This is a genomic window from Lactobacillus porci (genome assembly GCF_009695985.1).
In the GTDB taxonomy this organism is placed as follows: domain Bacteria; phylum Bacillota; class Bacilli; order Lactobacillales; family Lactobacillaceae; genus Lactobacillus; species Lactobacillus absianus.
This window is the reverse complement of record NZ_VUMX01000013.1, coordinates 1-26149: the sequence shown is the minus strand read 5'-3', so window position 1 is coordinate 26149 and position 26149 is coordinate 1. Positions and strand designations below refer to the sequence as shown.

Below are 26149 nucleotides of genomic sequence, written 5' to 3'. Positions count from 1 at the left end.
AAGACCGTTAGAAGCTGCTTCTAACGGTCTTTTTGGCATTATAGATAAATTTTACTGGTTGACGATGGTTCTTGGCCGGCCGCCCTTGGCAATGGTCAATTGGTCGTTCAGGCAGATCTGCACCATGTTGCGGATGGAAGTCTTGGTGTAAAAGGCTGAGTGCGGGGTGATCACGACGTTTGGCATCTTTGCCAGGGTCTTGTAGTCTTCTGGAATGTCATCTTCGCTGACGTTCTTGTGGCCGAAGTAGCTGCTTTCCTTAGCCAGGGTGTCCAGGCCAGCACCCGCGATCTCGCCTGCTTTTAAGGCTTTGATCAAGGCCTTGGTGTCAACCAGCTCGCCGCGGGCACAGTTGATCAAGTAGGCTGACTTTTTCATTTCCTTAAGCTGCTTTTCACCGATCATGTTCTCCGTTGACGGGAAGAGGGGCGTGTGCAGGGAAACGATGTCGGCTTCCTTTAAGACCGTGTCAAAGTCAGTGTAGGTCAAAAATGGCTCAAACTCAGGGTTGTAGGCCACGTCATAGGCAATCACCTTGGCGCCCATGGCTGAGAAGATCTGGGCAACGGCGCTGCCGATATGGCCCACCCCGATCAAGCCGACGGTTAGGTTGTAGATTTCGTTGCTAATTAAGTCGCCTGGCCAGGTAAAGTCGTGGTCATGGTCCATCCGGTAGCGGAAGACGCCGATCTTGCGCAAGAGGTACATGGCCTGGGTGACCGTCATTTCAGCGATTGCCCGCGGGGAGTAGACCGGCACGTTGGTTACCAGCAGGTCGTATTTCTTGGTGAAGTCGAAGTTGATGGTGTTGAAGCCAACGATGCGCAGGCCAATGCACTTGACCCCGAATTCATGCAGCTTCTGGTAGACGATTTCTTCCGTGATTGGGCCCAGCGGCTTCAGGGAAATGCTGCTGCAGCCTGCGGCCAGGTCAACGTTTTCGCTGGTCAGCGGTTTGTCGGTCGTCTTGACTTCCACGTCGTTCTTCTTGGCCCAGTCGTCGATATATGGCACTTCGACCGGACTGACGTTATACATGGCAATTTTGGTCATAAAAATAGCTCCTTTTGCTTTCGTAAATGACTATGTTTCTGAATATGTTTCAGTTCACTTTCTATTTTAACGCAAACGCGGCAGAAAGCGGTTGGATATCATTACTATTTCTCAAAATATAAAGAAAAAGCCTGGCCGGCCTTTCGGCCTGCCAGGCAGCAGGGCGCTAATTGTCCTGCTTATTGTCAGCTTGCTTGTTATTGTCGTTGTTGCCTTCATCTTGTTTTGACGACTCAGTCTTTGATGACTGGCTGCTTTGACTGGGTGAGGAAGTCTTGCTTGAACTGGATGCACTCGATGAGCTAGACGAGGATGCCTTGGTCCTTGAAGAAGAGCTCGAGCCGGCTTTAGCAGAGCTTGAGCTGTGCTTGACGCTGGAAACCGCTGACGATGAAGTTCCAGAAGTGGTGCCAGTTGAGCCGGCATACTCTTTATCAGCCGGCGCGTAGCCTTTGACGAAGAGCTCCCAAGTGTAGGACTGGCCAGACTTGGCTACCGTGTCCTCGCTGTTCTTGACGATACGGCGCTTAAGGACCGTTGACGGCTTGTCCCAGTCAGTTGAAGTGGTATTGCGCATCAAGTAGGCCATCAAGTACTTATACAGGATCTGGGCGGAATATTGGCCAACCCCAGAGATCGTCCCGTCCTTCAAGTTGTCATAGCCAGTCCAGATGCTGATGGCATATTCCTTGGTGTAGCCGTTGAACCAGGCGTCCTTTGGCGTTGAGCTGTAAGACGGGTATTTGACCAGCTCATCGTCGGAATACTTGACCGTCCCGGTCTTTCCGGCTTCGTAGAGGCCAGAAACCTTGGCTTCGGTGCCAGTCCCGGAAGTGAACACGCCCTTAAGCATGTCGGTGATCATGTAGGCAGTTGACTTCTTCATGACCCGGACGCCCTTGGAGTTGTAGTTTCGGGTCTGTCCGTCAGCCGTTTCGATCTTTGAAACGAAGCGCGGCTTGCGGTAGATCCCTTCCGTAGCAAAGGCAGCGTAAGCACCGGCCATCTGCAAGGAGGAGGCATCTGCCCCGATCGCCGTGGACAAGCCGGCGCTGGAGCTGATGTTGACGCCAAGCTTGCGGGCAAACAATTTAGCCCGGTTGATGCCGACTTCGTCCAAAGTCCGGACGGCCGGAACGTTTCTTGACTGAATCAAGGCATAGCGCATGCTCATGGCCCCTTGGTAGGAGTTGTCCCAGTCGTACAGCTGGATGCTGGTCCCAGGGTAGACGTACTTGGTATCTTGCACGATGTGGCTGGTAGGCCAGTTCAGATATTCGATCGCTGGCGCGTAGTCCAGGACCGGCTTGATGGTGGACCCGGTAGAGCGGCCCGTTTGCACTGCCCGGTCCAGGCCCAGCTGCACGGCTGGCAGGTGCCGGCCCCCAAGGATGGCCACGACGTGCCCGTTCTTAGGGTTGACCACGGTGGCCCCGACCTGCATCTTCTTGCTGGTGAATGGGACGCTGCCACCGTTAGCCAGAGAATAAAGCTTGTTTTGGGCCTTTTGGTCGATGTTCAAGGTAATCTTCAGGTTGTCGTTGTACGGGTCGAAGCCATCGGCCTGAACTTCAGCAATTGCTTCTTTGATATAAGCATCGTCAACCTGGCGCAGCTTGGACTCGTTCGTTGAAGAGTGCTTCTTCAAGCCAGTCTGGACGTTTTCCTTCTTGGCGGCGGTCAGCTGCTTCTTGGTGATCTTCTTGTTCTCGTACATGGCCTGCAGGACCAGGTCTCTTCTGTACTTAGCCTTGGCCGGGTACAGGTAAGGATTGTAGGCGACCGGAGCGTTTGGCATCCCCGCCAGCAAGGCCAGCTGGGCCAAGTCAAGCTGCTTGAGCTTCTTGCCATAGTAATAGTTGGCCGCGGTAGCCATCCCGTAGGTCCCGTAATTCATGAAGACCTTGTTGATGTAGAATTCCAGGATCTGATCCTTGGAATACTCCCGTTCGACCTTCATGGCCAGCCAGGCTTCCTGGGCCTTTCTGGACAGGGTCCGCTGGGAGGTAGCCGTTGAAAAGCAGGTCAGCTTGACCAGCTGCTGGGTGATGGTTGAGCCGCCGGCCGCGATGCCCTGGCTCTTGACGTTGGTCAAGAGGGAACCCACGATTCTGATTGGGTCCAGGCCGACCTTTTCTTCATAGAAGCGCTTGTCTTCAATCGAGACGACTGCATCTTTGAGCGTCTGCGGGATGTCTTTGCTCTTGGCATAGACCCGCGTCTGCGACCCGATTGACATCAAGAACTTGCCATTAGTGGTATAAAAGCTGGAGGTACCACCGCTTTGCAGCTTTTCAGTGCTGATGCTTGGCGCGTCTTTGGCGTAGAAGGCAAAAACGCCGACGCCGGACACGACCGTCAGGAGGACGATCAGGAGAAGCCATTTCAGGACCTGCAGAACAGGATTGCGCTTCTTCTTGGATTCGCCCTTGTGAAAGCGAGCCATCCGGGTGTTTTCTTGGTTTGAATTATTTGTTGCCATTACTGTTTGTTCCTATCTGCTATGATTTGGTCAACCGCGTCGATGTAGGGCAGGGCTGGCCGAAATCCGCTTTTAATTTCAATGGAATTGGCTTCGATCTCCTCCAGGCTCATTGAGCTCTTGCCATTTTTCTGCCAATCATTCCAGCATTTGATCAAAAAAGTGGCCGGAGTCACAAAATAGCGCTCAAGGGTCATAAAGCCGATAATTGCAAAACAAATTCCATCCTGTTGTAAACATTGGTGCAAGTGAACGATCTGGTGCTCATGGAAGTTCTTTAAAGGAAAGGAAGTCTTGTTCTGGGTTTCCTTGGCTTCAAAGTCCAGATAGTAGCCCCGGTAGACGCCGTTGTAGTCGGTCGTGGAAGCCTGGCGGAAGTAGGCTTCGCGAATCACCGCCTTGGAGCGCTTGGGATAGTCGACTTTCACGATCTGGATCGGGGTCGGCTTTTTGTGGACGACGGCGACAGCCTTGTTCAGGTAGTATTGATTCGATTCATTGATCTGCTGCTCCAAGGTCATCCCGCGGTCAGAAAAACTGGCCCGCTTGCCGGCTTTCTTCCAAAAGCCCCGATCTTTTGGCGCGGATGCCCGGTAGGGAACGGCAGAACCGGTTGGGTACTTTACCATTGCAATTCACTCCTGCAAGACATTATAACAATAAAAAGTTGAGAAAACTAATCGACCTCCCGCCGCTAGTTTCCATCATGTTACAATAGGTGATAGTAATATTGTACAAGAAAGCCGTGGCAAAAACGGACCAGACGCCCTGAAAAAATAAGCAACGGGCAAGAAAAGGGGGCAGAGCATGCAGCGAATTTGGGTGACCGGCTACCGGAATTATGAGCTGGGGACCTTTGGGGACAAGGATCCGAAAATCACCGTGATCAAATATGCCATCAAGAACTATTTAAGGCAGCTACTGGAAGACGGGCAGCTTGACTGGGTGATCACCGGCGGGCAGCTGGGCGTTGAGCAGTGGACGGTTGAAACTGCTCTGGAGCTGCGGGCGGAATACGACCTGCGCGTGGCAATGATGGTGCCTTATATGAATTTTTCCTCCCGCTGGAGCGAGGGCAATCAGCTGAAATTCCAGGAGCTTAGAGACCAGGTCGACTTTTTCGCCCCAACTTCCCGCGAGGACTACCGGAATGGCGGACAGCTGCGGGCCTACCAGCATTTCATGTTTGACCATACCGACCGGGCGATGATGGTCTATGACCCGGAGCATCCAGGCAAGACCCGCTTTGACTATGACATGGTCAAGCAATACGAGGATGACGGCAACGATGACTATCCTTTAGACCTGATTGACATGTACGATCTGGAGGACGCGGCAAACGAATATGAAGAAAGCCACCGTAAATGGTAAAAAAGAGGTAAAATTTAACATTTTTGTCCTTTTTTACATAGCCCCTTTTTGATAGAATTGTTTGTGTATAAAGGAGTCAATTTTAATGGCAGATTTAAATGATGTTAAGCTGTCCGCACAGGACATTCTCAAGAAGCAATTCAGAAGCAAGGTCAAGGGCTACGATCCAGACGAAGTCGATTCATACCTGGACCAGATCATTGCTGACTACGAAACCTTCCAGAGCATCATCGAAGACCTTTATGGGCAGATCGGTGAGCTGCAGGGCAAGGTAATCGAAGCACAGAAGCAGGCCAAGTCAGAGGTCGCCTTGGCCAACCAAAAGGCCAGCCAAGCCATCGCCAGCCGGGCTAAAGTGCCAGCAAGCGCGACGACTGAGAACCTGGATTCGCAGGTCGGTGAAGAAGAAGTCAAGACCTACACGCCAACTTCACAGCGCGGCGGCTTTGGCAGCAGCTTCAACAGCGTGGCTGCGACGGGCAATGGTGAAATTTCAACCAATATGGCAATTATTCAGCGCCTGTCCACTTTGGAACGCAAGGTTTACAACCTGGAACAAAGAGTTTATGGAATTCAGGACTTACAAAAGTAAGAATTTTTGTTATAATTAAAACGTTGCAGATTTTGAGCAGTCGCGGCCGGCCTTGAGCCGGCTGAGGAAAGTCCACGCACGCACGAGCTGCGATGCTCGTAGTGATCGTATTCAGCCCAATAAGCTGGAGGAAGTCAATTGACTTCACGGCGGAAAAAGCGCTAAAGCCGCAAGGCCACGCGTGACTATCCTGGAAAGTGCCACAGTGACGGAGCAAGTCGGGAAACCGGCTTGGTGGAACGAGGTAAACCCTGCGAGCGTGTAACCCAAAATTTTTGGTAGGGGCGTCTCAGCTTAGGTAACTGAACTAAAAGCTGGACTACTACGGTAGAGATAGATGGCTGCTGAAGGCAACTAGTGCCAAATGGTTGCTGGAACAAAACGTGGCTTATAGAAATTTGCAAGGCAGAGTTGGGCTTCTTCGGAAGTCCAACTTTTTTTGTGGGCAAAAAGCATTTTGGACAGATTGTTTTATTTTTGCTAAGAGTCGGTCGTCAGCTTTCTCTTTTGCCCCAAAGTTCGTTATACTAAAGAACAGATGGAAACGTTTTTGGCATTTTGCCAAGCATTAGCGCTGATAAAAGAACAGGAAAGATCATACATGGAAGAATACACATTATACGCCACGATGGGGGCGGGTTTTGAAAGCGTCGTTGCCAAGGAGCTGCAGAGCCTGGGCTATGAGACGCGGTCTGAAAACGGCCGGGTCTTTTTCAAAGGCAGCCAGGCCGACATCGTCCGCTGCAACCTTTGGCTGAGAACGGCCGACCGGGTCAAGATCCTCTTGAAGGAATTCCCGGCCAAGGACTTCGAGACCCTGTACAATGAAACTTATGCCTTCGACTGGGCCCAGTTGCTTCCAGTCGATGCCGAATTTCCGGTCAAGGGGCGGGCAGTTCGCTCCAAGCTGCACTCAGAGCCTGACGTGCAGGCAATCGTCAAGAAGGCGATCGTAGACAAGATGAGTGCCCAGTATCGTCGGCGGGGGATGCTGCCGGAAAATGGCAGCCGCTTCCCGCTGGACATTCACATCTATAAGGATGTTGCCCGCCTTTCCCTGGACACGACCGGTGAAAGTCTCTTTAAGCGCGGCTACCGGATTGAGCACGGCGGGGCGCCATTAAAGGAAAACTTTGCCGCTTCCCTGATCAAGCTCACCCCGTTCAATGGGACTCATCCCTTCATTGATCCAATGTGCGGGTCCGGCACCTTGCCGATTGAAGCGGCCATGATTGCCAAGAACATTGCCCCGGGCACCTTGCGCCAGTTTGCTTTTGACGGCTTTGACTGGTTTGACCAGAAGCTGCACCCGGAAATGGTGGAGGAGGCCAAGAGCCTGGTCAAGCCATGCGAAACCGCCATTCAAGCCAGCGATATCGACCAGTCCATCCTGGAAGTAGCCAAGCTCAACGCCCACAATGCTGGGGTCTTGCAGGACATCCGCTTCAAGCAGGTTGCCGTAAAGGACTTTACGACTGAGCTTGAAAACGGGGTAATCGTTTCCAACCCCCCATACGGCAAGCGGCTCAAGGACAAGGAGGGAGCTGAGAAGCTCTACGCCCAGATGGGCGAGGTGCTGCGCCCGCTTGACTCTTTCAGCCAATACTACTTGACGGCTGATCCGGACTTTGAAAAGTTCTTTGGCAAGAAGGCGACCAAGAAGCGCAAGCTTTACAACGGCAATCTGCGCGTCGACTTCTACCAGTTCTGGGCCAACCGGAAGCATTAAAAATTATTGAAAAGTCAGCTATCAATCGCGACCATTTCACCCACCTGCTGAAAGAATTGTTCACGAATTTCTTTACTTTCTGAAGAAATCACCATATTTTCAATCACAATTGCACTAAATCCTTAACAAACCGACTTTTTTTGTTATAATCAAACTTATCTAGCGACAAGGAGTATTTCATGAAGAAGCACTTTATTTTCCTTGGCAACATGGGAGTCATCTACTACAGCTGGCTGCTTTGCGTTTTGTTTCTGGCAATTATTTTCTGCCTGGAAGGAACGGCCTTTGTCAACCCGCCGATGGTCTTGACCTTCACGATCTTTGCCCTTTTGCTTGTCTACACTTGGAACTGCTCCTACATCGCCTTGGAAGAGCCGGCGCGCCTGCGCCTGCCCTACCAGAAGACGGTCGTCCTGGATCGCAAGCCAGTTTTGCTAGCTCGTTGGAAGTCGTTTCGTGTCTATCGGGCCCAAGTCTCCAAGCACCAAACGATTGATTATGTTGTTTTTCATAGAAAGCGTGGATCAAAATAATGAAGTCAGATATTGAAATCGCACAAGCAGCTGAAGCCAATGAATTGCCAATTAAGGATGTTGCCGCCAAGCTTGGCTTGACTGAAGCCGACCTGCAGCAATATGGCAGCGACAAGGCCAAGATCAACTGGCCAGCCATCCAAAAGTTCGAAAAGAACGGTCACTTGGGCAAGCTGATCCTGGTCACCTCAATTTCACCAACTCCAGCCGGCGAAGGCAAGTCAACCATGACCATTGGCTTGGGGGATGCCATCAACAACCAGCTTCACAAGAAGGCCTTCATTGCCTTGCGTGAGCCATCAATGGGTCCAGTCTTCGGGATGAAGGGCGGCGCCGCTGGTGGTGGCTACGCTCAAGTCATTCCAATGGAAGACATCAACCTGCACTTCACTGGCGACATGCACGCTTTGACTTCCGCGATCGACAACCTAGCCGCCCTGGTTGACAACTACATCTACCAAGGCAATGAAATCGGCCTTGACCCGGAAAAGATCGTCATCAAGCGTGGCTTGGACGTCAACGACCGGACCCTGCGCAAGATTACCATTGGCCAAGGCTCCAAGTTCAACGGCGTTGAACGCCCAGCCAGCTTCCAGCTGACTGTTGGCCACGAATTGATGGCCATCTTGTGCCTGTCCAAGGACATTGCCGACTTGAAGCACAGAATCGGCGAAATTCTGGTTGGCTACACGACTGAAGACAAGCCAGTCTTCGTCAAGGACCTTGGCTTCCAAGGGGCAATTGCCGCCTTGCTGTCAACTGCCTTGAAGCCAAACCTGGTTCAAACTCTGGAACACACGCCAGCCTTCGTGCACGGCGGTCCATTTGCCAACATTGCCCACGGCAACAACTCCATCATCTCAACCAACCTGGCCCTGCACCTGAGCGACTACGTTCTTTCAGAAGCTGGCTTTGGTTCCGACCTTGGCGGACAAAAGTTCCTGGACTTCGTATCAACCAAGTTGGAAAAGAAGCCAGATGCCGCCGTCATGGTCGCTACGGTTCGGGCCTTGAAGTACCAAGCTGAAAAGTCAACCGACCACTTGAAGGAAGAAAACCTGGACTCACTTAAGGAAGGCTTTGCCAACCTGCAGCGGCACATGGCTAACGTTGCTTCATACGGGATTCCTTTGCTGGTGGTCATCAACAAGTTCCCAACCGACACGCCAGCCGAGCTCGACCTGCTCAAGAAGCTGATCAATGGTGAAGGGCACCCATGCGAAGTCGTTACTGCCCATGACGAAGGCTCAAAGGGCGCGGTCAAGGCTGCGGAAACTCTGGTTAAATTGGCTGATGCTAGTGATTATGACCTGGTTCCAAGCTATAATGAAGATGATGATTTAAAGACCAAAGTAGAAAAAGTTGCCAAGCGCATCTACCACGCTGGGCAAGTTGAATATACCGAAAAGGCCGAAAAGCAGCTGGCCCGCTTGCAAAAGATGGGCAAGGACAAGCTCCCGGTCATTATCGCCAAGACTCAATACAGCTTTAGCGACAATGCCAAGGAACTTGGTGCTCCAACTGACTTTACCCTGCACGTCAAGAGCATCAGCCTGCGCAACGGTGCCGGCTTCGTAGTCGTATCTACGGGCCACATCCTGGACATGCCAGGTCTGCCAAAGCACCCAGCTGCCTTGGATATTGACGTTGACGACAACGGCAAGATCAGCGGCCTCTTCTAGAAATGAGGATTAATGCAAGTAATCGGATTAATTGTGGCAGCTCTGATCGCTGCTGGTGACCAATGGCTGAAGTACTACATCGTGACCAACTACCAAGTTGGCGAAAGCCATGACGTTTTGCCAGGCCTGTTTTCTTTTACCTACGTCAGGAACAATGGGGCGGCATGGAACGTTCTGTCCGGGCAGATGTGGTTCTTCTATCTGGTCAGCATCGCCGCGATCGGCGTCGTTTTGTACTTCTACTTCAACAAGAAATATGACCACTGGCTCTTTAAGTCCGGCCTGGTCTTTGTTCTGGGAGGGATCATTGGCAATCTGATTGACCGCCTCCACTTGAAGTACGTCATTGACATGATCGACTTGGACTTTGTCCGCTTCAACATCTTCAACCTGGCTGACTCAGCCATTACCGTTGGGGTGATCATGATTTTCTGTTACTTGCTGTTTTTTGAAAGAGAGGACGACTAATGACTGCCCATTATGATTTGACGGCAGCCAAGGGCGGCGTCCGTCTCGACAAATATGTCGCCGAGCAGGTGACTGAGCTCTCTCGGACCAGAATCAAGGAATTGGTTCAGGCTGGGAAGATTTTGGTCAATGGCAAGCAGGCCAAAGTGGCTTACAAGGTGGAAGCAGGGGATCAAATCTCCGTTGACGTGCCGCCTTTGGAAGCCCTGCAGGTAGAAGCCGAAAACATCCCCCTGGACATCGTTTATGAGGATGAAGACGTGATCGTGGTCAACAAGCCGCAAGGCATGGTTGTCCACCCCGCTGCTGGCCATCCGGACCACACTTTAGTCAATGCCCTGCTCTACCATACCAAAGACTTAGCGGCCAGTCCCGAGGGCTTTCGCCCTGGGATCGTCCACCGGATTGACAAAGACACGTCAGGGCTGTTGATGGTTGCCAAGAATGCCAAGGCGCGCGAATCCTTGGAGGCCCAGCTGGCCGCCAAGAGCAACAAACGACTCTATTTGGCGATCGTTCATGGCAATTTCAGCGAGGAAGCCGGAACGATTGACGCGCCAATTGGGCGCAATCCCCGCGACCGCAAGCAAATGGCGGTTGTCGAAAACGGCAAGCCTGCCGTGACCCACTTCAAGGTCTTGGAGCAGTATCCAGGCTACAGTCTGATCCAATGTCAGCTGGAGACGGGCCGGACCCACCAGATCAGAGTCCACATGGACTACATCGGTCACCCCTTAGCGGGTGACCCTTTGTATGGTCCAAGAAAAACGCTGCCTGGGGCAGGGCAGTTCCTGCACGCCGCCGTCCTGGGCTTTAAGCAGCCTACAAGCGGCAAGTGGCTGGAATTTTCCGTTGAGCCGCCGAAGCTTTTCCAAGATACGGTGGCCGAGCTTAGAAAGAAGCGAGTAAAGCAAGCATGAAACGCTATCTGATTCTTGAAGACGGCACTTCCTATGTTGGCGATGGGATAGGCGCGCCAATTACGGCTACGGGCGAATTGGCAATCCAAACCAGCAATTTTGGCTACCAGGAAGTCTTGACCGATCCAGCCAATGCCGGCAAGATTCTGGTGTTCACGACGCCAATGATCGGCAGCAACGGCATCAACGCCGTCGACTACGAAAGCATTCAGCCCAGCGTGCGCGGGGTGATTGCCAATGACGTGGCCTTGAACATCACTGACAACGACACTTTTCAGTCTTTGGGCGACTTTCTGAAAGAAAAGGGGGTCCCGGCAATTTTTAACGTTGATACCCGGGCCCTGGTGCGCAAGCTGCGCTCCAATGCCAAGCTCAAGGCCTCGATCATGGATACCAATGACGAGCATGCTTTTGACCAGATCAGGGCGTTGGTGTTGCCTAAGAACAAGACGACCCTGGTCTCCACCAAAAATGCCTATGCCGCGCCAAACGTAGGCAAGACTTTAGCCATTATCGACCTGGGGCTCAAGCACTCCATGCTGCGGGAATTGTCCCTGCGGCAGGTCAACGCCAACGTTCTGCCATACAATGCCAAGGTCCGCGACATCAAGAGCCTGCGGCCTGACGGGATCGTAATCTCCAATGGCCCCAGCCTGGCCAAGGAGGTGCTCCCATACTTGCAGCCAATCCTGGACGAATACCTGGGCCAGCTCCCAATCTTGGGCGTCGGCCTGGGCTTTTTGGCTATTTCCGCCTACTTAGATCTGAACCTGGTTGATCTGCCGCGCTACCAGAATGGCAGCAATTTCCCGGTGATCAGCCAGAAGGAGCCCAGAATCTGGCAAACGTCCATGAACATCGGCCAGCTGGTGCTCCCTGACGATTCTGACGTGCAGGTGGATGAAGAATTCTATGACCTGCATTCTGACCTGCTGGCCGGCTTTATCTCTGAAAAAAGCAAGCTGGTGGCGGTGGCCTTCAACCCTGAAGGCGCACCGGGAACGAGTGATGGTCATGCCATTTTTGATGAATTTCTGAAACTGGTGAAATAATGCCCCGTGAAAATGAATTAAATAAGATTTTGATCATCGGCGCAGGCTCAGCCCTTGCTGGCAACGTGGCCAACACTGACCTGCTGACCAGGTCGGCCATTCAGGCCCTGCTTGAGGATGACATCCAGGTAGTTCTGGTCAATCCAAACCCAGCCAGCGTCTCAACTGACTCCATGCCAGGCCTCACGGTTTATTTGGAGCCGATGACCCTGGACTTCTTAAAGCGCATCCTGCGCATGGAAGAGCCAGACGCCATCATGACTGCCTATGGCTCTCTGACGGCTTTGGACGTCACCAAGAAGCTCTTGGCCGATGGGATCTTGAGCCGGATGCAGATCCGGGTCTTGACCATCAATGAAAAAGGAATTGCCATGAACAACCCGCAAAAGCGGGCTAAGTTCCTGGAAGCCAACCATCTGCCGATAGGCCAGTCTTGGTTTTTGGACTCCCTTGGCTTGAAGAACGATGAGCACCTGGCTGAGCAGCTGGAGAACAAGCTGGACTTTCCAATTCTTCTGACTAAGAAGTACTTCTATGAGCATGACCAGCACATCAGCTTCAAGAGCAGTCAGGACTTGGCCAAGTACCTTTGGCAGGAGAGCTTGGACAAGGACTTTAAGACCACCAGCTACCGGATGACGGAAGACTTGTCCAACTGGGAAGAAGTCATCGTTGACCTGCTGCGCGATGAGGACGGCAACTTCTGCTTCGTCGGAGCGACTGGGTCGCTTGAGCCGGTTGGCATCGATTCTGGCGACAGCGTCCTGATCAAGCCGCTGCTGACCTTGAACAATGACCAGGTGCAGCTGCTTCGGGCAGATGCCCAGAAAATCGCCAATTCCTTGAAGCTGGTCGGTTTTTTGAGCGTGCACTTTGCCGTTGCCCACCATGGGACGGAAATGACCCGCAAGGTCCTGGCCGTCAAGCCGCGCTTGACCCGAACGGCCGTTTTTGACCAAAAGAGCAGCCTCTACAGCATTGGCTACGTCCTGGCCAAGATTGCCATCGGCTACCGCTTGAACGAAATTACCGATCCGGCAACCGATCTCTGCGCGGCAATTGAGCCAGTTTGGGACGCGGTCAGCATCAAGGTGCCATTCTGGTCTTTTGCCAAGACCGGCTACAACCACTACCAATTGGGCAAGCGGATGCAGTCAACGGGGGAAGCCGTGGGGATTGGCCGCAACTTTGAAAGTGCCTTTTTCAAGGCCTTGATTTCTTCAAATGACCTAGAATTGATGTGGTCGGTTTTTGTCAGCGAAAGTCAAAAGAGCGAAGACGAGATTCTCAGCGACTTGACCCACCCGACCGAAATGCACGTCATCCAGCTGCTGGCGGCCCTTTACAAGGACATCAGCTACCAAAAGCTGTCGAATGCCCTGAATATCCACCCCGTCTATTACCAGAAGCTGAAGTATCTGATCAAGATTGGGCGGGACATCAAGCATGCCAAGGAGCTGGACCATGACCTCCTGCTGAAGGCCAAGATCCGGGGCTTTTCAAGCGACCTTTTGGCCAAATTGACGGGCATGGACGTCCATGACGTCTACCCGCTCTTGAAAGAGAAGGGGGTTGAGCCGGCCTTCTCCGCCATTGACGACAGCGCTGGGGTCTACCAGCCGAAAGTGAAGGTCTACTACCAGACCTACGGGGTGGAAAGCGAGCTTGACTTCAAGCACGAGGAGCATGGCAAGCCGAAGGTCTTGGTGTTGGGGATGCTGCCATTTCAGGTTTCCGTCACCAGCGAGTTTGACTACATGCTCTTCCATGCCCTGAAGGCCTTAAAGGCGGCTGGCTATGAGACGGTTCTCTTGTCCAACAATGACGAGGCGGCCTCTATGGACTACAGCTTGGCTGACCGGGTCTACTTTGAGCCGATCAACATGGACAGCATCATCACTATCTGCGAGGAAGAGGGGATCACTGACGTGGTCAGCCAGTTCTCTGGCAAGCAGGTTTCCGCCCTGCGTCCCGCCTTGCAGAACCACGGCTTCAAGCTGTTTGGCCAGCATGATATTGAAAAGATCATGCCTTTAAGCAGGTTCTTGGAAAAGCAGGAAGACGTCAACACCGTGCCGCACCTGGCTACGGACCAGTACCAGGCAGTCCTGGACTTTGTCCAGCAGACCGGCTATCCGGTCCTGGTCGGCGGCTTTCACGACAAGAGCAAGCAAAAGTCGGCCGTCGTCTATGACCTGCCAGCCTTGGAGAAATACTTTGCCGAAAACCGGGTTGACCAGTTTACGGTTTCCCAGTTTATTTCCGGCAAAAAGTATGAAATCACGGCCATCACGGATGGCGAATCCGTCACGATCCCGGGGATCGTTGAGCACTTGGAGCAGTCAGGCTCGCACGCGTCTGATTCCATCGCGGTCTTTGGCCCCCAGTACCTGTCCAAAGAAGAAGCTGAAAAGCTGAAGCAAGAGACGATCAAGGTGGTCAGCCGCTTTAAGTTGCGGGGAATTTTCAACCTCCACTACCTGGTGACCAGCAACAAGACCTACCTGCTTCAAGTCAAGACTTACGCCGGCCACAACCTGGCCTTTTTGTCCAAGTCCATGAACAAGGACCTGGTCGAATATGCCGTCAAAGTCTTGTCTGGAAGCAAGATCAGCGAGCTGGGCTATCCAAACGAAGTCTGGCCCGTGGACGAGTTCATCCACGTCAAGATGCCGGTCTTCTCCTACCTCAACTACAGTTCAGACAATACTTTTGACTCAAGGATGAAGTCGTCTGATGCCGTCATGGGCCGGGACACCCAATTAGCCAAGGCGCTCTATAAGGGATATGAGGCCAGCGAGCTCCACATTCCCAGCTATGGGACCATTTTCTTCTCCGTCAGCGATGAGGAGAAGCAGGAGGTGGCCAGCCTGGCCAAGCGCTTTGCCCGCTTGGGCTTCAAGATCACGGCCACGGAAGGGACGGCCAATATTTTAGCGGAAGCTGGGATCACGACGGGGGTGATCGCTAAAATCCAAGAAGGATCGCGGAATCTGCTGGAAAGAATTCGCAGCCACCGGATCGTAATGGTGGTCAACGTGGTCAACCTGTCGGACTCGGCCGTTGAAGACTCGATCAAGATCAAAGACCAGGCCTTAAAGACCCACATTCCGGTTTTCTCCAGTCTGGAGACGGTGCAGTTGATTCTTGACGTTCTGGAGTCTCTGGCCTTGACGACTCAGCCAATTTAATCGTATGATAATATGTAAATAAAAATATCAGATTATTTTAATTGTATTGTTTGATTTCGTTATTACTGGTTATATTTTTCCTTGATGATTCAGGAGGACATTGGCTCATGAGAGCAATTTTGACTACCGTTGGACAAGACAAGACCGGGATTATCGCCGGCGTCAGCACCTTTTTGGCAGAAAGAGGGATCAATATCCTGGACCTGTCGCAGACGATCATGAAGGGCTACTTCACGATGATGATGGTTGTCGATGTTGACGACAGCGCTGACTTCTCAGCCTTAAGCAGCGACTTGACCGGCCTGGGCAAGAAGATGGGCGTTGAAATCAACATCCGCAACGAAAAGATGTACGCTGCCATGCATGAATTGAGTGGAGGTCTGGACTAATGGACATTCGTCGCATTATGGAAACGGTCAATATGATCGACAATGAAAACCTCGACTTGCGGACGACCACGATGGGGATTTCCTTGCTTGACTGTATTGACAGCGACAGCGACCGCGCCTGCCAAAAGATTTATGACAAGATTACGACCAAGGCGGAGAACCTGGTCAAGGTAGCCAAGGATCTGGAAACCGAATACGGAATCCCGATCGCCAACAAGCGGATCACGGTCACGCCGATTGCCTTGATTGCCGCAGCTTCAGGCGACAAGGACTACGTCAAGTATGCCATTACCTTGGACAAGGCGGCCAAGGCCGTTGGCGTGGACCTGATTGGCGGCTTTTCCGCCTTGGTGCACAAGGGCTACCAAAGCGGGGACCGGGTCTTGATCGAATCCATTCCCCAAGCCTTAGCTGAGACTGAGCGCGTCTGTGCCAGCGTCAACGTCGGCTCTACCAGAAGCGGGATCAACATGGATGCCGTTGCCCAAATGGGCGACATCGTCATTCAAAATGAAAAGATCAACCCTCTGCAAAACGGCAACCTGGTCATCTTCTGCAACGCCGTTGAAGACAACCCGTTCATGGCCGGGGGCTTTCACGGGGTAGGGGAAGCAGACGTGGCCTTGAACGTTGGCGTCTCCGGCCCTGGCGTGGTCAAGACGGCTTTGGAAAAGGTCCGCGGGGAATCAATGGACGTGGTGGCCGAGACTATCAAGCAGACTGCCTTCAAGGTAACCAGAATGGGACAATTGGTGGGCCAGGAAGCTTCCAAGCGCCTGGGCGTTGACTTTGGGATCGTGGACTTGTCACTGGCGCCAACGCCAGCGCAAGGCGACTCAGTTGCCAACATCCTGGAAGAGATTGGCTTGGAATCCGTTGGAACCCATGGCACCACGGCGGCTTTGGCCATGCTGAACGACGCCGTCAAGAAGGGCGGCATCATGGCCTGCTCTCACGTCGGCGGCCTGTCCGGCGCCTTCATTCCAGAATCAGAAGACGCCGGCATGATCGCGGCGGCTGAAAAGGGCATCCTGACGGTTGACAAGCTGGAAGCCATGACGGCCGTCTGCTCTGTTGGCCTGGACATGATTGCCGTGCCAGGGGACACCCCAAGCGAGACGATCAGTGCCATGATTGCCGATGAGGCAGCGATTGGGATGATCAACAACAAGACCACTGCCGTCCGGGTCATTCCAGTTCCGGGCAAGGACGTGGGCGACTCCATCGAATTTGGCGGCCTCTTTGGCTACGCGCCAATCATGCCGGTGCACAAGGAATCAAGCGCCAAGATGATCCACCGCGGCGGCCGGATTCCTGCCCCAGTTCACAGCTTTAAGAACTAGGAGCGCTAACCGCTAGCTAAAGAATGAACAAAAAACGTCACTGAGCAAAGCTCAGTGACGTTTTTGCATGCAATGCTTTTGTTTTAGTCTTTGGCTTTCTTAGCCAGGATCGCTTCTTCATCGGGCGTGACCTCAATTGAGTTCTGCCCGGTGTAGATAACGAAGCCAGGCTTGGCGCCATTTGGCTTCTTGATCCGCTTGACCTGAATATAGTCGACTTGGACGTGGGAGCCATGTCTGGCCTTAGAGAAGTAAGCGGCGATTTCGGCTGCTTCCTTGATGTCCTGGTCAGTCGGCTGGCTGTCTTGCAGGATCACGTGGGAGCCAGGGATGTTCTTGACGTGGAACCAGTAGTCGCGCTTGTCGGCCTTCTTTAAAGTCAGCCAGTCGTTTTGCAGGTTGTTCTTGCCCACCAGCAGCTGCTTGCCATCGGACAGGGTGAACTTGGCCAAATTCTTTTCGCTGATCTTGCGCCGGCGCTGCTTTCTTTGCGTTTGCTTGAGATAGCCTTGGGCAACCAGCTCATCCTTGATCTGGTCAATGTCCTGGGGATCGGCGTTGTCGATTTCCGTCTGTACGGAATCCAGATAGCGCAGGCTGTCTTCAGAAATGGCGATCTGCTCTTGCACGTGCTTGATGGAGTCACGCATCTTCTTGTAGCGCTTGAAGTATTTCTGGGCGTTCTTTTGCGGCGACAAGGCAGGATCAAGCTTGATCGTCATTGGCGAGTTGTTTTCATAATAGTTTGGCAGGTCGATCTTGGTCATCCCCGGCTTGACTTGGTTCAAGTAGGCCGTCAGCAGCTCCCCGCTGATTCTGAGGTTTTCCGAATTTTCAGCGGCGGCCAGTTGCTTGTTTAGCTTGCCAATCTTTTTGCTCAGCTTCTTGCGCTCGTTGCTGACGACGCGCTCAATTTGCTGGGAGCGCTGCTTGACCCAGTCCCGGTTGGCCTGGTAGGCGTAGAAGTCATCCAGAGCCTCGTTGAGCTGGCTGGCAGAGCTCTCCTTGGTCATTTCCAGGTGGTAGGGGAGGTAAGGGTAGATGCGGCGCTTGTGGCGCGGAGTAAGGAGAACGAATGCCCGGGGAGATTCAAACTGCTGGTAAAAGATCTTCAAGGAGCCATAGGAAAAGTCGTCTTCCAGGTAACCGGTCAGTTCCTTGCGGTCATCGCCGTCCAGTCCATCCATCTGCTTGGCAAAGTCGGCTGGGTCCGGGTACTTTTGCTTGAGCTGCTTAAAAGCCGCTTCGCTGAGCTGAAAGCCATTGATGCCAGGATTGAGGGGCGGCAGCTCATACTTGGCCTTGGGCAGAAGGAGGCGGACCCGGTTTTCGTCAGGGTTGATCCGCTTGAGCAGGTCGATGATTTTGCCATCCTGCTTGTTGTAAAGAATGACGTTTGAGTGGCGGCCCATCAGTTCAACTGACAGGACCAGCTGCATCTCATCCCCCAGCTCATTGCGGCCAGAGAAGGAGAAGTTGATGATCCGGCTTAAGCCGACCTGCTCGATGCCTTGCAGGACTGACCCTTCCAGGTACTTGCGCAGGACCATGACAAAGAGGGGAGCCACATCGGGGTTGGAGAAGGCTTCCTTAGTCAGGTAGACGCGTGGATACTCAGGATTAGCAGAGATCAAGAGCTGGCGGTTCTTGCGGTCTTTTCTGAAGACCAGAACCACATCGTTGTTGAAGGGCTGGTAAATCTTGGACAGGCGTCCGTCAATAATCTGGGGCGTCAGTTCTTTGAGCAGACTGTGGATAAATAAGCCATCAAAAGCCATCAAATCACCTCATAATAATTCATAAACATGCTTGAGTTGCCAACTTGCTGATAAGAAGCAGTTTAAAGCGCATTTTTTGCAATCAAATATTAATTTTAGCAAAAGGGGACTTTTAAGTCCACTTTCGCGCCCCTTCCTGCCCCCGGCTAGCAGCCATATCATAGCCGCGGCCACAATAACTGTAAAAAACAGGCTATAGATACATATCGCGTGTGTTGCTGGACAATTTTTTATGCTATAATCATCTTACGAAACTATGTATGGAAGGATTAGCAATGAAAATCGCATTAGTCACTGACAGCACCGCAAACTTGACCAAAGAAGAGGCCGCGGAAAACAATATTAAGGTAATTCCAATTCCAATCTACATCGACGGCAAGGAATACCTGGAAGGCGTTGACATTACGCCGGAACAGCTTTTTGAATCGCAAAGAAACGGTGCTGGCTTCCCATCAACTTCACAGCCAAAGATGGGGGATTTGATCAGCACTTTTGACCAGCTGCATGCTGAAGGCTATGAAGCGATCATCTACATCTGCCTGTCCAGCGGGATTTCCGGCTCATACAGCACTTTGATGGGAATCAAGCAAAGCAACCCTGAATACAACCTGTACCCTGTTGACTCACAGATCACTATCCGCCTGCAAGGCTATCAGGTCTTGGCAGCTGCCAAGATGATCGCGAAGGGGACCTACACCCCAGAGGAGATCGTGGCCAAATTGGCGGAAATCCGTTCAACGATCGATGAGCTCTTCATCGTCGACGACTTGAACAACTTGAGCCGGGGCGGACGCTTGAGCAACGCCAGTGCCTTCATTGGCTCCTTGCTCAACATCAAGCCGCTGCTGACCTTCAACGATGAAGCCAAGATCGTGGCTTATGACAAGGTGCGGTCAATGAAGCGGGCGGTCAAGAAGATCGAACAGGAAGCCTTGACCAAGATCAAGGCCCTGGACATTCCAGAAGACAAGCTGCGGATCTTGATCATCCAATCCAACGACGCCGCGCAAGCCCAGGAGGTCACCGACTTCTTCAAGGCTGAAGTGCCAAACGCCGTCTTTGAAACTGATGAATTCAGCCCGGTAATCGCGACCTACTTGGGTGAAAAGGCAATCGGGATCACTTGGATGATCGACGTTGACCAACTGGAATTCTAGTTCAAGTCAGCTTATGCAAAAACAAAAAGCCTCAGATTCTTAGTGAATCTGAGGCTTTTTGCTTGATGCTGAATTTGCTTACTTTTCGCGGGTCAAGAAGCGGACGCGGGTTACGGCTGGAATGGCGCTCAAGGTTTCCACGATGCTGTCGCGGGTCTTCTTGTCGACCTCGTCAATGTCGATCATCGTGTAGGCGTACTTGCCCTTGGCCTTGTTGACCAGGTTTTCGATGTTGATGCCGCGGCCAGCCAGGTTGGTTGAGATCTGCCCGATCATGTTGGGGATGTTCTTGTGGATCAGGGTGATCCGGTGGTCGCTTTCAAACGGCGCTGATACGTCAGGCAGGTTGACTGAGTTCTTGATGTTCCCCGTCTCCAAGAATTCGGTCGTCTCCCGGGCTGCCATCCGGGCACAGTTGATCTCAGCTTCAATGGTTGAGCCGCCAATGTGCGGCATGATGACGATGTTGTCGTGGTGCAGGATGGTTGCATCGCTGAAGTCAGTGTAGTACTTGCCCAGGCGGCCTTCATTCAAGGCTTCGACGACCGCCTTGTTGTCAACGATTCCCAGACGGGAGAAGTTGAGCAAGATGGTAGTTGGCTTCATCTGCGCGATCTTGGCGTCAGCAATCAAGCCAGTGGTTTCATCGTTCTTTGGCACGTGGACGGTGACAAAGTCAGCGTCAGTCACCGCGTCAGCAATGCTGCTTGCCCGTTTGATGCGGTCTGACAAGCGCCATGCGGCATCAACGGTCAGGTATGGGTCATAGCCGACAACCTTCATCCCCAGGTCAAGGCAGGCGTTGGCCACCAATGAGCCGACGTGACCCAAGCCGATTACGGCCACGGTCTTGCCCAGCAGCTCAGTCCCGTTGAAGTTGGTCTTCTCCTTTTCAGTCCGCAGAGTGATGTCGGCGCCAGGCTTGGCGTTGGCTGACCAGTTGGCAGCGGCCACGATGTTCCGGCTGGCAATGATCATTGAAGCCAGAACCAGTTCCTTGACCGCATTGGCATTGCCGCCTGGCGTGTTGAAGACGGCCGTCCCGTTTTCCAGGGCCTTGTCCAGGGGGATGTTGTTAAAGCCGGCCCCGCAGCGGGCGATCGCCTTCAAATTCTTTGGAAAGACGTGATCGTGCAGGTCGACTGACCGGATCATGTAGGCGTCGGCATCATCAGTCTGGTTGATGCGGTAGTTGTCGCCGAATTCGGCTAAGCCTTCCTTGGCAATGGCATTGTAAGTCTTAATCTGGTACATGGTTAGCTCCTTTGAAAATTTCCTAATAATCTAGCTGTTTGTCTGCTATGCTTTACTTGTGCTGGTCTTCAAATTCTTGGATGAAGTCACACAAAGCCTGAACGCCCGCAAGCGGCATCGCGTTGTAGATGCTTGCGCGCATCCCCCCAACCAAGCGGTGCCCCTTGAGGTTGAGCAGGTGGTGGGCAGCAGCTGCTTTGACGAATTCCTGGTCCAGTTCCTTGTCGCCAGTGACGAATGGCACGTTCATCAAGGACCGGCTGGCCGGGTCAACCTTGCTTGCAAACAAGTCGCTGGCTTCCAGGCAGTCATACAAGGTCTTGGCCTTTTCCTGGTTCAAGGCTTCAATGCCCTTTAAGCCGCCCTTGCTCTTGATCCACTTCAAGACTAGGCCTGCCACGTAGACTTGGAAGACTGGCGGCGTGTTCAAGGCTGACTTCTTCTTGGCTTCGGTCGCGTAGTCGAACAGTCCTGCCAAATCATCATTCTTGTGGACCCAGTCCTTCTTGAAGACGACGACCGTCAAGCCGGCAGGAGCCAGGTTCTTCTGGGCGCCTGCATAAATCAGGTCAAACTTGCTGAAGTCATACTGTTCGCCCAGGAAGTTTGATGACATGTCGGCAACCAAAGGCAGGTCCAGCTTAGGCACGGCGGCATCCCGGTAGGCCGTCCCCATGATCGTGTTGTTGGTCGTGATATGGAGGTAGTCGTAGTCATGAGTGAATTCAACGGGGATCTTTGGCACGGCAGTGTAGTTGTTGTCCTTCGCCGTTGCTACCGTGTCCACGCTCATGCCAGGAACCTTGCCGGCATCTTCAGCGGCTCTTTGGGCCCAGTGGCCGCTGTCAACGACCGCGATGCGGTGGAACTTTCTGGCCTGATTCAACGGCACCAGGGTGAATTGCTGAGTTGCCCCGCCTTGCAGGAAGAGGACGTCATACTTTTCCGGGTCAAGGCCCATGATTTCAAGCATGTCAGCCTTGGTTTCCTCATAAAGGTCCATGTAGAGAGGAGACCGGTGTGAGATCTCCATTACGCTCATTCCGCTGCCCTTGTAGTCAGGCAAGTCAGCTTTAATCTGGGCAATTACCTCTACGGGAAGCATGGCTGGTCCCGCCGCGAAGTTATAGGTCGTCATGATAACAAATCCTTTCTCAAAAAAGTCAATTCAATAATTTTCCAAAATCAAGCAAATAAGAACAACAGAAACAAAAAACAGAAGGCACTCAGCTTGCGTGAGCACCCTCTGTCTTGCAAATGTTATGTTGGAGTTGTTACAGGCCTCACTGTTTACTGTTGATGCTTAAGTAGTGAAAGGCCATCACAAATTGCAGCCTTCTACTTGGGGGAAGAAGACTGGGAGGAGGAACGATGTTGTGGATGTTTGTGTAAGTTCAGTAACATAATCAATTCTCCCTTCAATGTGATTGCTTTTATTATAAAATACAAATTAGAAAAGTCAACATCTTTTTAATTTTGGTATAATATTTTTGTACGAAAAGAAGAAAATCATTCTGCAAGCTACTCAAGGAGGAGCATATGACTACTTTTTACATCGTCCGTCATGGACAAACTGCCGCCAACAAGGCGGGCCTCAAGCAAGGGACGATCAACAGTCCGCAAACCTACTTGACCAGTCTGGGCAAGGAGCAAGCCGCCAATCTGGCGGCCCATTTCGATATCAGCGGCTTTGACCGCATCTACGTCTCCCCCCTGGTCCGCACCCAGGAGACAGCCAAGATCCTCAATGAAAAGGCCCAGCTGCCCCTTGAGCTGGATGAACGGCTCCTGGAGATCTCTTATGGCTCATGGGATGGCCAGGTCAACGCTGAATTAATGGCGCAATATCCGCAGTACTTCTCCAGTCTGGTCAACGATGTCGTTGAAGACTACGTCCATGGGGCAAGAGGGGCTGAGAGCTTCAAGCACGTTGAAAGGCGGGTCGCTGACTTTACGGCCGAAATTTCCCGCGAGCACCCTAATGAAAAGATCGTGGTCGTGACTCATGGCTTCACGGTCCGCTCTTTTGCCATCAACGCCACCAATGGCAGCGGCTTGGAGATCCTTGAGCCAGACAACTGCTCGGTAACCAAAATCATGGTCGACCCGCTCACGCAAAAGCAGCACTTGGTCTACTACAACCGGATTGCTGACAGCGTGTTCTAAATTTCTTTCCAAAGACCTGCTTAAACTAAAAACCAACTCAAGCTGTCGCTTGGGCTGGTTTCATTTTCTCATAATGGAATTATTTCAGTTCCCCGTTTTCCAGGGTCAAGGTCCGGTCATAGACCAAGCCAGGAATGTCATCATGACTGGCAACGACTACTGCCTTGCCTTCGGCTTTCAGCCGTTCCAGCAAGTCGACAAACTGCTTGACGCCTTTCTTGTCGATGCCCCGGGTTGGCTCATCCAAAAGAATAATGTTTTGGTCTTCCATGATGGCTTGGACGATGCCGACTTTCTGCCGCATGCCGATGGAGTATTTGCCAATAGCTTGCCGGCTGTTCGGGTCCAGATCAAAATCGGTGAGGAGCTTCTTGACCTTGTCGGCCTGGAATTTGTGGTGGACATTGGCCAAGAAACGAAGGTTGTCCCAGGCGGTTTCATATTCCAGAAAGCCGGGGTTCTCGATCAAGGCACCGATCACGTCGCCGGAGTCCAGGCTGACCGTGCCACTGTCGGCCTTAAGCAGGCCGGTGATGATCTTGAATAAAGTTGACTTGCCTGACCCATTGATCCCAACGATGTGGATCAATTCACCAGGCTTGACGGTTAATGAGACGTCTTTTAGGACATCGGCGTCTTTAAATTTCTTGCTGACATGAGTAACCTGTAACATTTTTCCTCCAAAAGCAAAAATCAGAAGTAGATATAGTGGGTGGCCCGGTACAAGGGGTCAAAGAGAATACTGTACTTGGACAAAAGGGTGGACTGCTCCAAATTATAGTGATAGAGCATGATCACGGCAATGGCGATAATGAAGATCAGCCAGGGGTGGCTGACACGTAAGCTCAAAATCATGAAGAAAGCACACAGGGCAAAGCAGAGCAGGTGCAAGAAGAGGAGCAGACTGCCCAGGGCCGGACTACCCCATCTGAAGTAGTGGCGAACGCCCAGCAGATAGGGGAGAGCCAAGCCAACCGTCATGACTAGGATGTCCAGTAGAATCAACTGGAGCAGCTTCTTTACCAGTCCAGTTTCAGCTTGGCGGATGCCAAGAAAGACAGCGATTGGACGGACTTTGAGAATCTGCCCGAAAATGATCAAGAGGATAAAGGTTTGCAGATATAGGGAAAGCAGGTTGTTGTATAAGAAAAAGTAGACAATATCTCTTTCCTTGATGGCGTGCAGTGTATAGATGCTGGCAGCAACAGACAGGATGAAGATCAAGGCCAGGCTAAGTCGACGGAAACGTTTGGTTTGTGGCAGAAGCTCGAGGTCAATATCAGCCATTTTGCACCTTCTTCAGATACCAAAATCTGATTAGGCCGGCAGCTATCAGCAGGCAGGTGGCCAGGGTCAAGAAGTAAAGACCGTAGACGTTGACTGGCTGGTGAGCATTCACGAATGATAACAGGCCTGGAGACATGATATTTGGCAGGAAAAGCATATCTGACAAGATCAATAAAGGACCGCTGTTGGCAGTTATAAGTGTAGGAGTTAAGATACAGATCAACATAATAATAGTACCGCTTACCAAGTACAGGCTGTTTTTCTTGATCCAAAGGCCAACGGCAAGAATTAGTAGGGAGAAGCCACCCCAGCCGATGGCAGACATTAAAACATACAGAACTAAAGCTACTAGGCTATTCTGTGAAAGAGAAACGCCGCCGGAATTGTCCCAAAGGAAAAAACTGGGATTTTGGTAGACAAAAGGACTGTAAAAGAGACTAATGATAATCATCTGATAGACGTTGATCAGAATAGCCAGACCAAAGCCAGTGCCAAAGGCTCTTAGGCAGGCAGTTTTAAGATAGCCTTGATAGCCCGACCGCTGCTGGTAATTTGAAAACGAATTATTGTTTTTGGTAAAGACGGCGAGCGCTGATCCTAATACAGGTATCAATGAAAATTCAAATAGGTATAGAGAGAAGGCATCGTCTAACACGCCGCCAAACTGAATACCGAAAAACATATACAAGAAGTTGTCAGGATCAAAACGTACTATCTTGTTTTGACCGATTTCATAAAAAATCTGCCAGGTTACCAATATTAGATAAAGGCAAACCAGAGATACAGCAATTTTTCTTGAACGACTCAATTTATGCTCCTTCAAAAACAAAAGAGGGGCTGAACGCCCCTCTTATTTTATTTATAGTCCGCACTGAAGTGCAGCTTTACTCTGGTTGTATTTGGCTCATAGCTTTGAGAACGAACATCGGCGTAATAATGGTAGCCTTTTTTACCAGAGTTGTTATTGGCTCTTGTAGTATGATTCAATTTCAATGGAACTGTGCCAGATCTTGTGGCCGCCTTGTTATTAATCAAGTGAACTTTATAGCCAAAGTTTGCCGGTAATGCGTCACCATTGAAAGACGCGTAATTGGAGTTGGTCATCTTTTTGTTTGGACTGCCATAAGAGCTCCAACGACCATGATCGCTAACGGTTTCTGAACTGATTGTCCAGTATGCTTTGCCTGAGGCAGAAACAACAGTAACGCCTAATACAAAGACAGTGGCTAAAGGAACTAAGACTTTGAGTAAAAGCTTACTCATTCAAAACATCTTCTTTCTTAAAACCAACTCAATGGTAGCACGGTTGAATATTTTGTCAATATTTTTGGCGAATTTTGCAACAAATTTGAATTCTCGATGAATAGAGAAGACCAACCAAGCTATCTTGAGTCGGTCTTTTAAAAAACATTTGGAGCAGCTTCTTTACCAGTCCAGTTTCAGCCTGGCGGATGCCAAGAAAGACAGCGATTGGACGGACTTTGAGAATCTGCCCGAAAATGATCAAGAGGATAAAGGTCTTAAACTTCCCACTTACAAAAGTGGGCTTGTACCTTGAAAATTCAATAGTTTAGTCAATAAAAAAGCACAAGGCCTTTGTTCGCTTGATATAATTCAACTACAACATCATCAATATCAAACGAAAGGCTTGTGCTATGTCTAGTTTACCATCATTCGATACCAAAAACGAACCCCAAATTTC

At 51.6% G+C, this 26149-nt stretch carries 23 protein-coding genes and 1 other RNA gene; 14 read left to right on the top strand and 10 right to left on the bottom strand.

Annotation, left to right across the window (positions count from 1 at the left end):
* Window positions 1-51 precede the first annotated feature (51 nt).
* From FYJ62_RS05795 to recU, 3 genes are all read right to left on the bottom strand, one after another.
* On the bottom strand, window positions 52-1053 hold the full coding sequence (locus FYJ62_RS05795; RefSeq protein ID WP_154548681.1) for a D-2-hydroxyacid dehydrogenase: 1002 nt from the start codon (window positions 1051-1053) through the stop codon (window positions 52-54).
* Between the two features lie 166 nt (window positions 1054-1219).
* Complete coding sequence (locus FYJ62_RS05790) at window positions 1220-3535, bottom strand: transglycosylase domain-containing protein (protein ID WP_154548679.1); 2316 nt, start codon at window positions 3533-3535, stop codon at window positions 1220-1222.
* A complete protein-coding gene (recU, locus tag FYJ62_RS05785; RefSeq protein ID WP_154548677.1) occupies window positions 3535-4164 on the bottom strand; it encodes a Holliday junction resolvase RecU in 630 nt (209 codons plus the stop codon). The genes FYJ62_RS05790 and recU overlap by 1 nt, the downstream gene beginning before the upstream one ends.
* A gap of 178 nt (window positions 4165-4342) precedes the next feature.
* On the opposite strand from recU, the gene FYJ62_RS05780 reads away from it, so the two are divergent.
* The 12 genes from FYJ62_RS05780 (at window position 4343) to FYJ62_RS05725 (ending at window position 16805) form a co-directional block, all read left to right on the top strand.
* The gene (locus FYJ62_RS05780) at window positions 4343-4906 is read left to right on the top strand and encodes a DUF1273 domain-containing protein (RefSeq protein WP_154548675.1); all 564 of its coding nucleotides are present in this window, start codon (window positions 4343-4345) and stop codon (window positions 4904-4906) included.
* A gap of 85 nt (window positions 4907-4991) precedes the next feature.
* Window positions 4992-5498, top strand: coding sequence for a DivIVA domain-containing protein (locus FYJ62_RS05775; RefSeq protein WP_154548673.1), 507 nt, complete (start codon window positions 4992-4994; stop codon window positions 5496-5498).
* Between the two features lie 28 nt (window positions 5499-5526).
* An RNA gene (rnpB, locus tag FYJ62_RS05770) (RNase P RNA component class B) lies at window positions 5527-5894 on the top strand.
* 205 nt (window positions 5895-6099) lie between these two features.
* A complete protein-coding gene (locus FYJ62_RS05765; RefSeq protein ID WP_154548671.1) occupies window positions 6100-7227 on the top strand; it encodes a THUMP domain-containing class I SAM-dependent RNA methyltransferase in 1128 nt (375 codons plus the stop codon).
* 179 nt (window positions 7228-7406) lie between these two features.
* Window positions 7407-7760: a hypothetical protein gene (locus FYJ62_RS05760; RefSeq protein ID WP_154548669.1), complete on the top strand. Its 354-nt coding sequence runs from the start codon at window positions 7407-7409 to the stop codon at window positions 7758-7760.
* Window positions 7757-9442 carry a formate--tetrahydrofolate ligase gene (locus FYJ62_RS05755; RefSeq protein ID WP_326832001.1) on the top strand — a complete coding sequence of 562 codons (1686 nt, stop codon included), beginning with the start codon at window positions 7757-7759 and terminating at the stop codon, window positions 9440-9442. The genes FYJ62_RS05760 and FYJ62_RS05755 overlap by 4 nt, the downstream gene beginning before the upstream one ends.
* A 12-nt stretch (window positions 9443-9454) precedes the next feature.
* Window positions 9455-9910: a signal peptidase II gene (gene lspA / locus FYJ62_RS05750; protein WP_154548665.1), complete on the top strand. Its 456-nt coding sequence runs from the start codon at window positions 9455-9457 to the stop codon at window positions 9908-9910.
* Window positions 9910-10830 carry an RluA family pseudouridine synthase gene (locus FYJ62_RS05745; RefSeq protein ID WP_154548663.1) on the top strand — a complete coding sequence of 307 codons (921 nt, stop codon included), beginning with the start codon at window positions 9910-9912 and terminating at the stop codon, window positions 10828-10830. The genes lspA and FYJ62_RS05745 overlap by 1 nt, the downstream gene beginning before the upstream one ends.
* The gene (locus FYJ62_RS05740) at window positions 10827-11882 is read left to right on the top strand and encodes a carbamoyl phosphate synthase small subunit (RefSeq protein WP_154548661.1); all 1056 of its coding nucleotides are present in this window, start codon (window positions 10827-10829) and stop codon (window positions 11880-11882) included. Before FYJ62_RS05745 ends, FYJ62_RS05740 begins: the two co-directional genes overlap by 4 nt.
* A complete protein-coding gene (locus FYJ62_RS05735) occupies window positions 11882-15073 on the top strand; it encodes a carbamoyl phosphate synthase large subunit (protein WP_154548659.1) in 3192 nt (1063 codons plus the stop codon). The genes FYJ62_RS05740 and FYJ62_RS05735 overlap by 1 nt, the downstream gene beginning before the upstream one ends.
* A gap of 107 nt (window positions 15074-15180) precedes the next feature.
* On the top strand, window positions 15181-15462 hold the full coding sequence (locus FYJ62_RS05730; protein ID WP_154548657.1) for an ACT domain-containing protein: 282 nt from the start codon (window positions 15181-15183) through the stop codon (window positions 15460-15462).
* A complete protein-coding gene (locus FYJ62_RS05725; protein ID WP_154548655.1) occupies window positions 15462-16805 on the top strand; it encodes a PFL family protein in 1344 nt (447 codons plus the stop codon). The genes FYJ62_RS05730 and FYJ62_RS05725 overlap by 1 nt, the downstream gene beginning before the upstream one ends.
* An 83-nt stretch (window positions 16806-16888) precedes the next feature.
* On the opposite strand, the gene FYJ62_RS05720 is transcribed toward FYJ62_RS05725, so the two are convergent.
* Window positions 16889-18583, bottom strand: coding sequence for an Rqc2 family fibronectin-binding protein (locus FYJ62_RS05720; protein ID WP_154548652.1), 1695 nt, complete (start codon window positions 18581-18583; stop codon window positions 16889-16891).
* 275 nt (window positions 18584-18858) lie between these two features.
* Here FYJ62_RS05720 and FYJ62_RS05715 point away from each other — a divergent pair, with 275 nt between their 5' ends.
* The gene (locus FYJ62_RS05715) at window positions 18859-19740 is read left to right on the top strand and encodes a DegV family protein (protein ID WP_154548650.1); all 882 of its coding nucleotides are present in this window, start codon (window positions 18859-18861) and stop codon (window positions 19738-19740) included.
* A gap of 78 nt (window positions 19741-19818) precedes the next feature.
* On the opposite strand, the gene FYJ62_RS05710 is transcribed toward FYJ62_RS05715, so the two are convergent.
* Together FYJ62_RS05710 and serC are read right to left on the bottom strand one after the other, a co-directional pair.
* Entirely contained in the window at window positions 19819-20994 is a 1176-nt protein-coding gene (locus tag FYJ62_RS05710; protein ID WP_154548648.1) for a phosphoglycerate dehydrogenase, read from the bottom strand.
* Between the two features lie 52 nt (window positions 20995-21046).
* The gene (serC, locus tag FYJ62_RS05705; RefSeq protein ID WP_154548646.1) at window positions 21047-22132 is read right to left on the bottom strand and encodes a 3-phosphoserine/phosphohydroxythreonine transaminase; all 1086 of its coding nucleotides are present in this window, start codon (window positions 22130-22132) and stop codon (window positions 21047-21049) included.
* Window positions 22133-22533: 401 nt separating this feature from the next.
* Between serC and FYJ62_RS05700 the strand changes: the two genes are divergently transcribed.
* Window positions 22534-23160: a histidine phosphatase family protein gene (locus FYJ62_RS05700; RefSeq protein ID WP_154548644.1), complete on the top strand. Its 627-nt coding sequence runs from the start codon at window positions 22534-22536 to the stop codon at window positions 23158-23160.
* Between the two features lie 79 nt (window positions 23161-23239).
* On the opposite strand, the gene FYJ62_RS05695 is transcribed toward FYJ62_RS05700, so the two are convergent.
* The 4 genes from FYJ62_RS05695 to FYJ62_RS05680 are packed head-to-tail and all read right to left on the bottom strand — an operon-like array spanning window position 23240 to window position 25710.
* A complete protein-coding gene (locus FYJ62_RS05695; protein ID WP_154548642.1) occupies window positions 23240-23833 on the bottom strand; it encodes an ABC transporter ATP-binding protein in 594 nt (197 codons plus the stop codon).
* 20 nt (window positions 23834-23853) lie between these two features.
* Entirely contained in the window at window positions 23854-24447 is a 594-nt protein-coding gene (locus FYJ62_RS05690) for a hypothetical protein (protein WP_154548640.1), read from the bottom strand.
* On the bottom strand, window positions 24440-25255 hold the full coding sequence (locus FYJ62_RS05685) for a hypothetical protein (RefSeq protein ID WP_154548638.1): 816 nt from the start codon (window positions 25253-25255) through the stop codon (window positions 24440-24442). The genes FYJ62_RS05690 and FYJ62_RS05685 overlap by 8 nt, the downstream gene beginning before the upstream one ends.
* A gap of 47 nt (window positions 25256-25302) precedes the next feature.
* Entirely contained in the window at window positions 25303-25710 is a 408-nt protein-coding gene (locus tag FYJ62_RS05680) for a choline-binding protein (protein WP_154548636.1), read from the bottom strand.
* Between the last annotated feature and the right edge of the window lie 439 nt (window positions 25711-26149).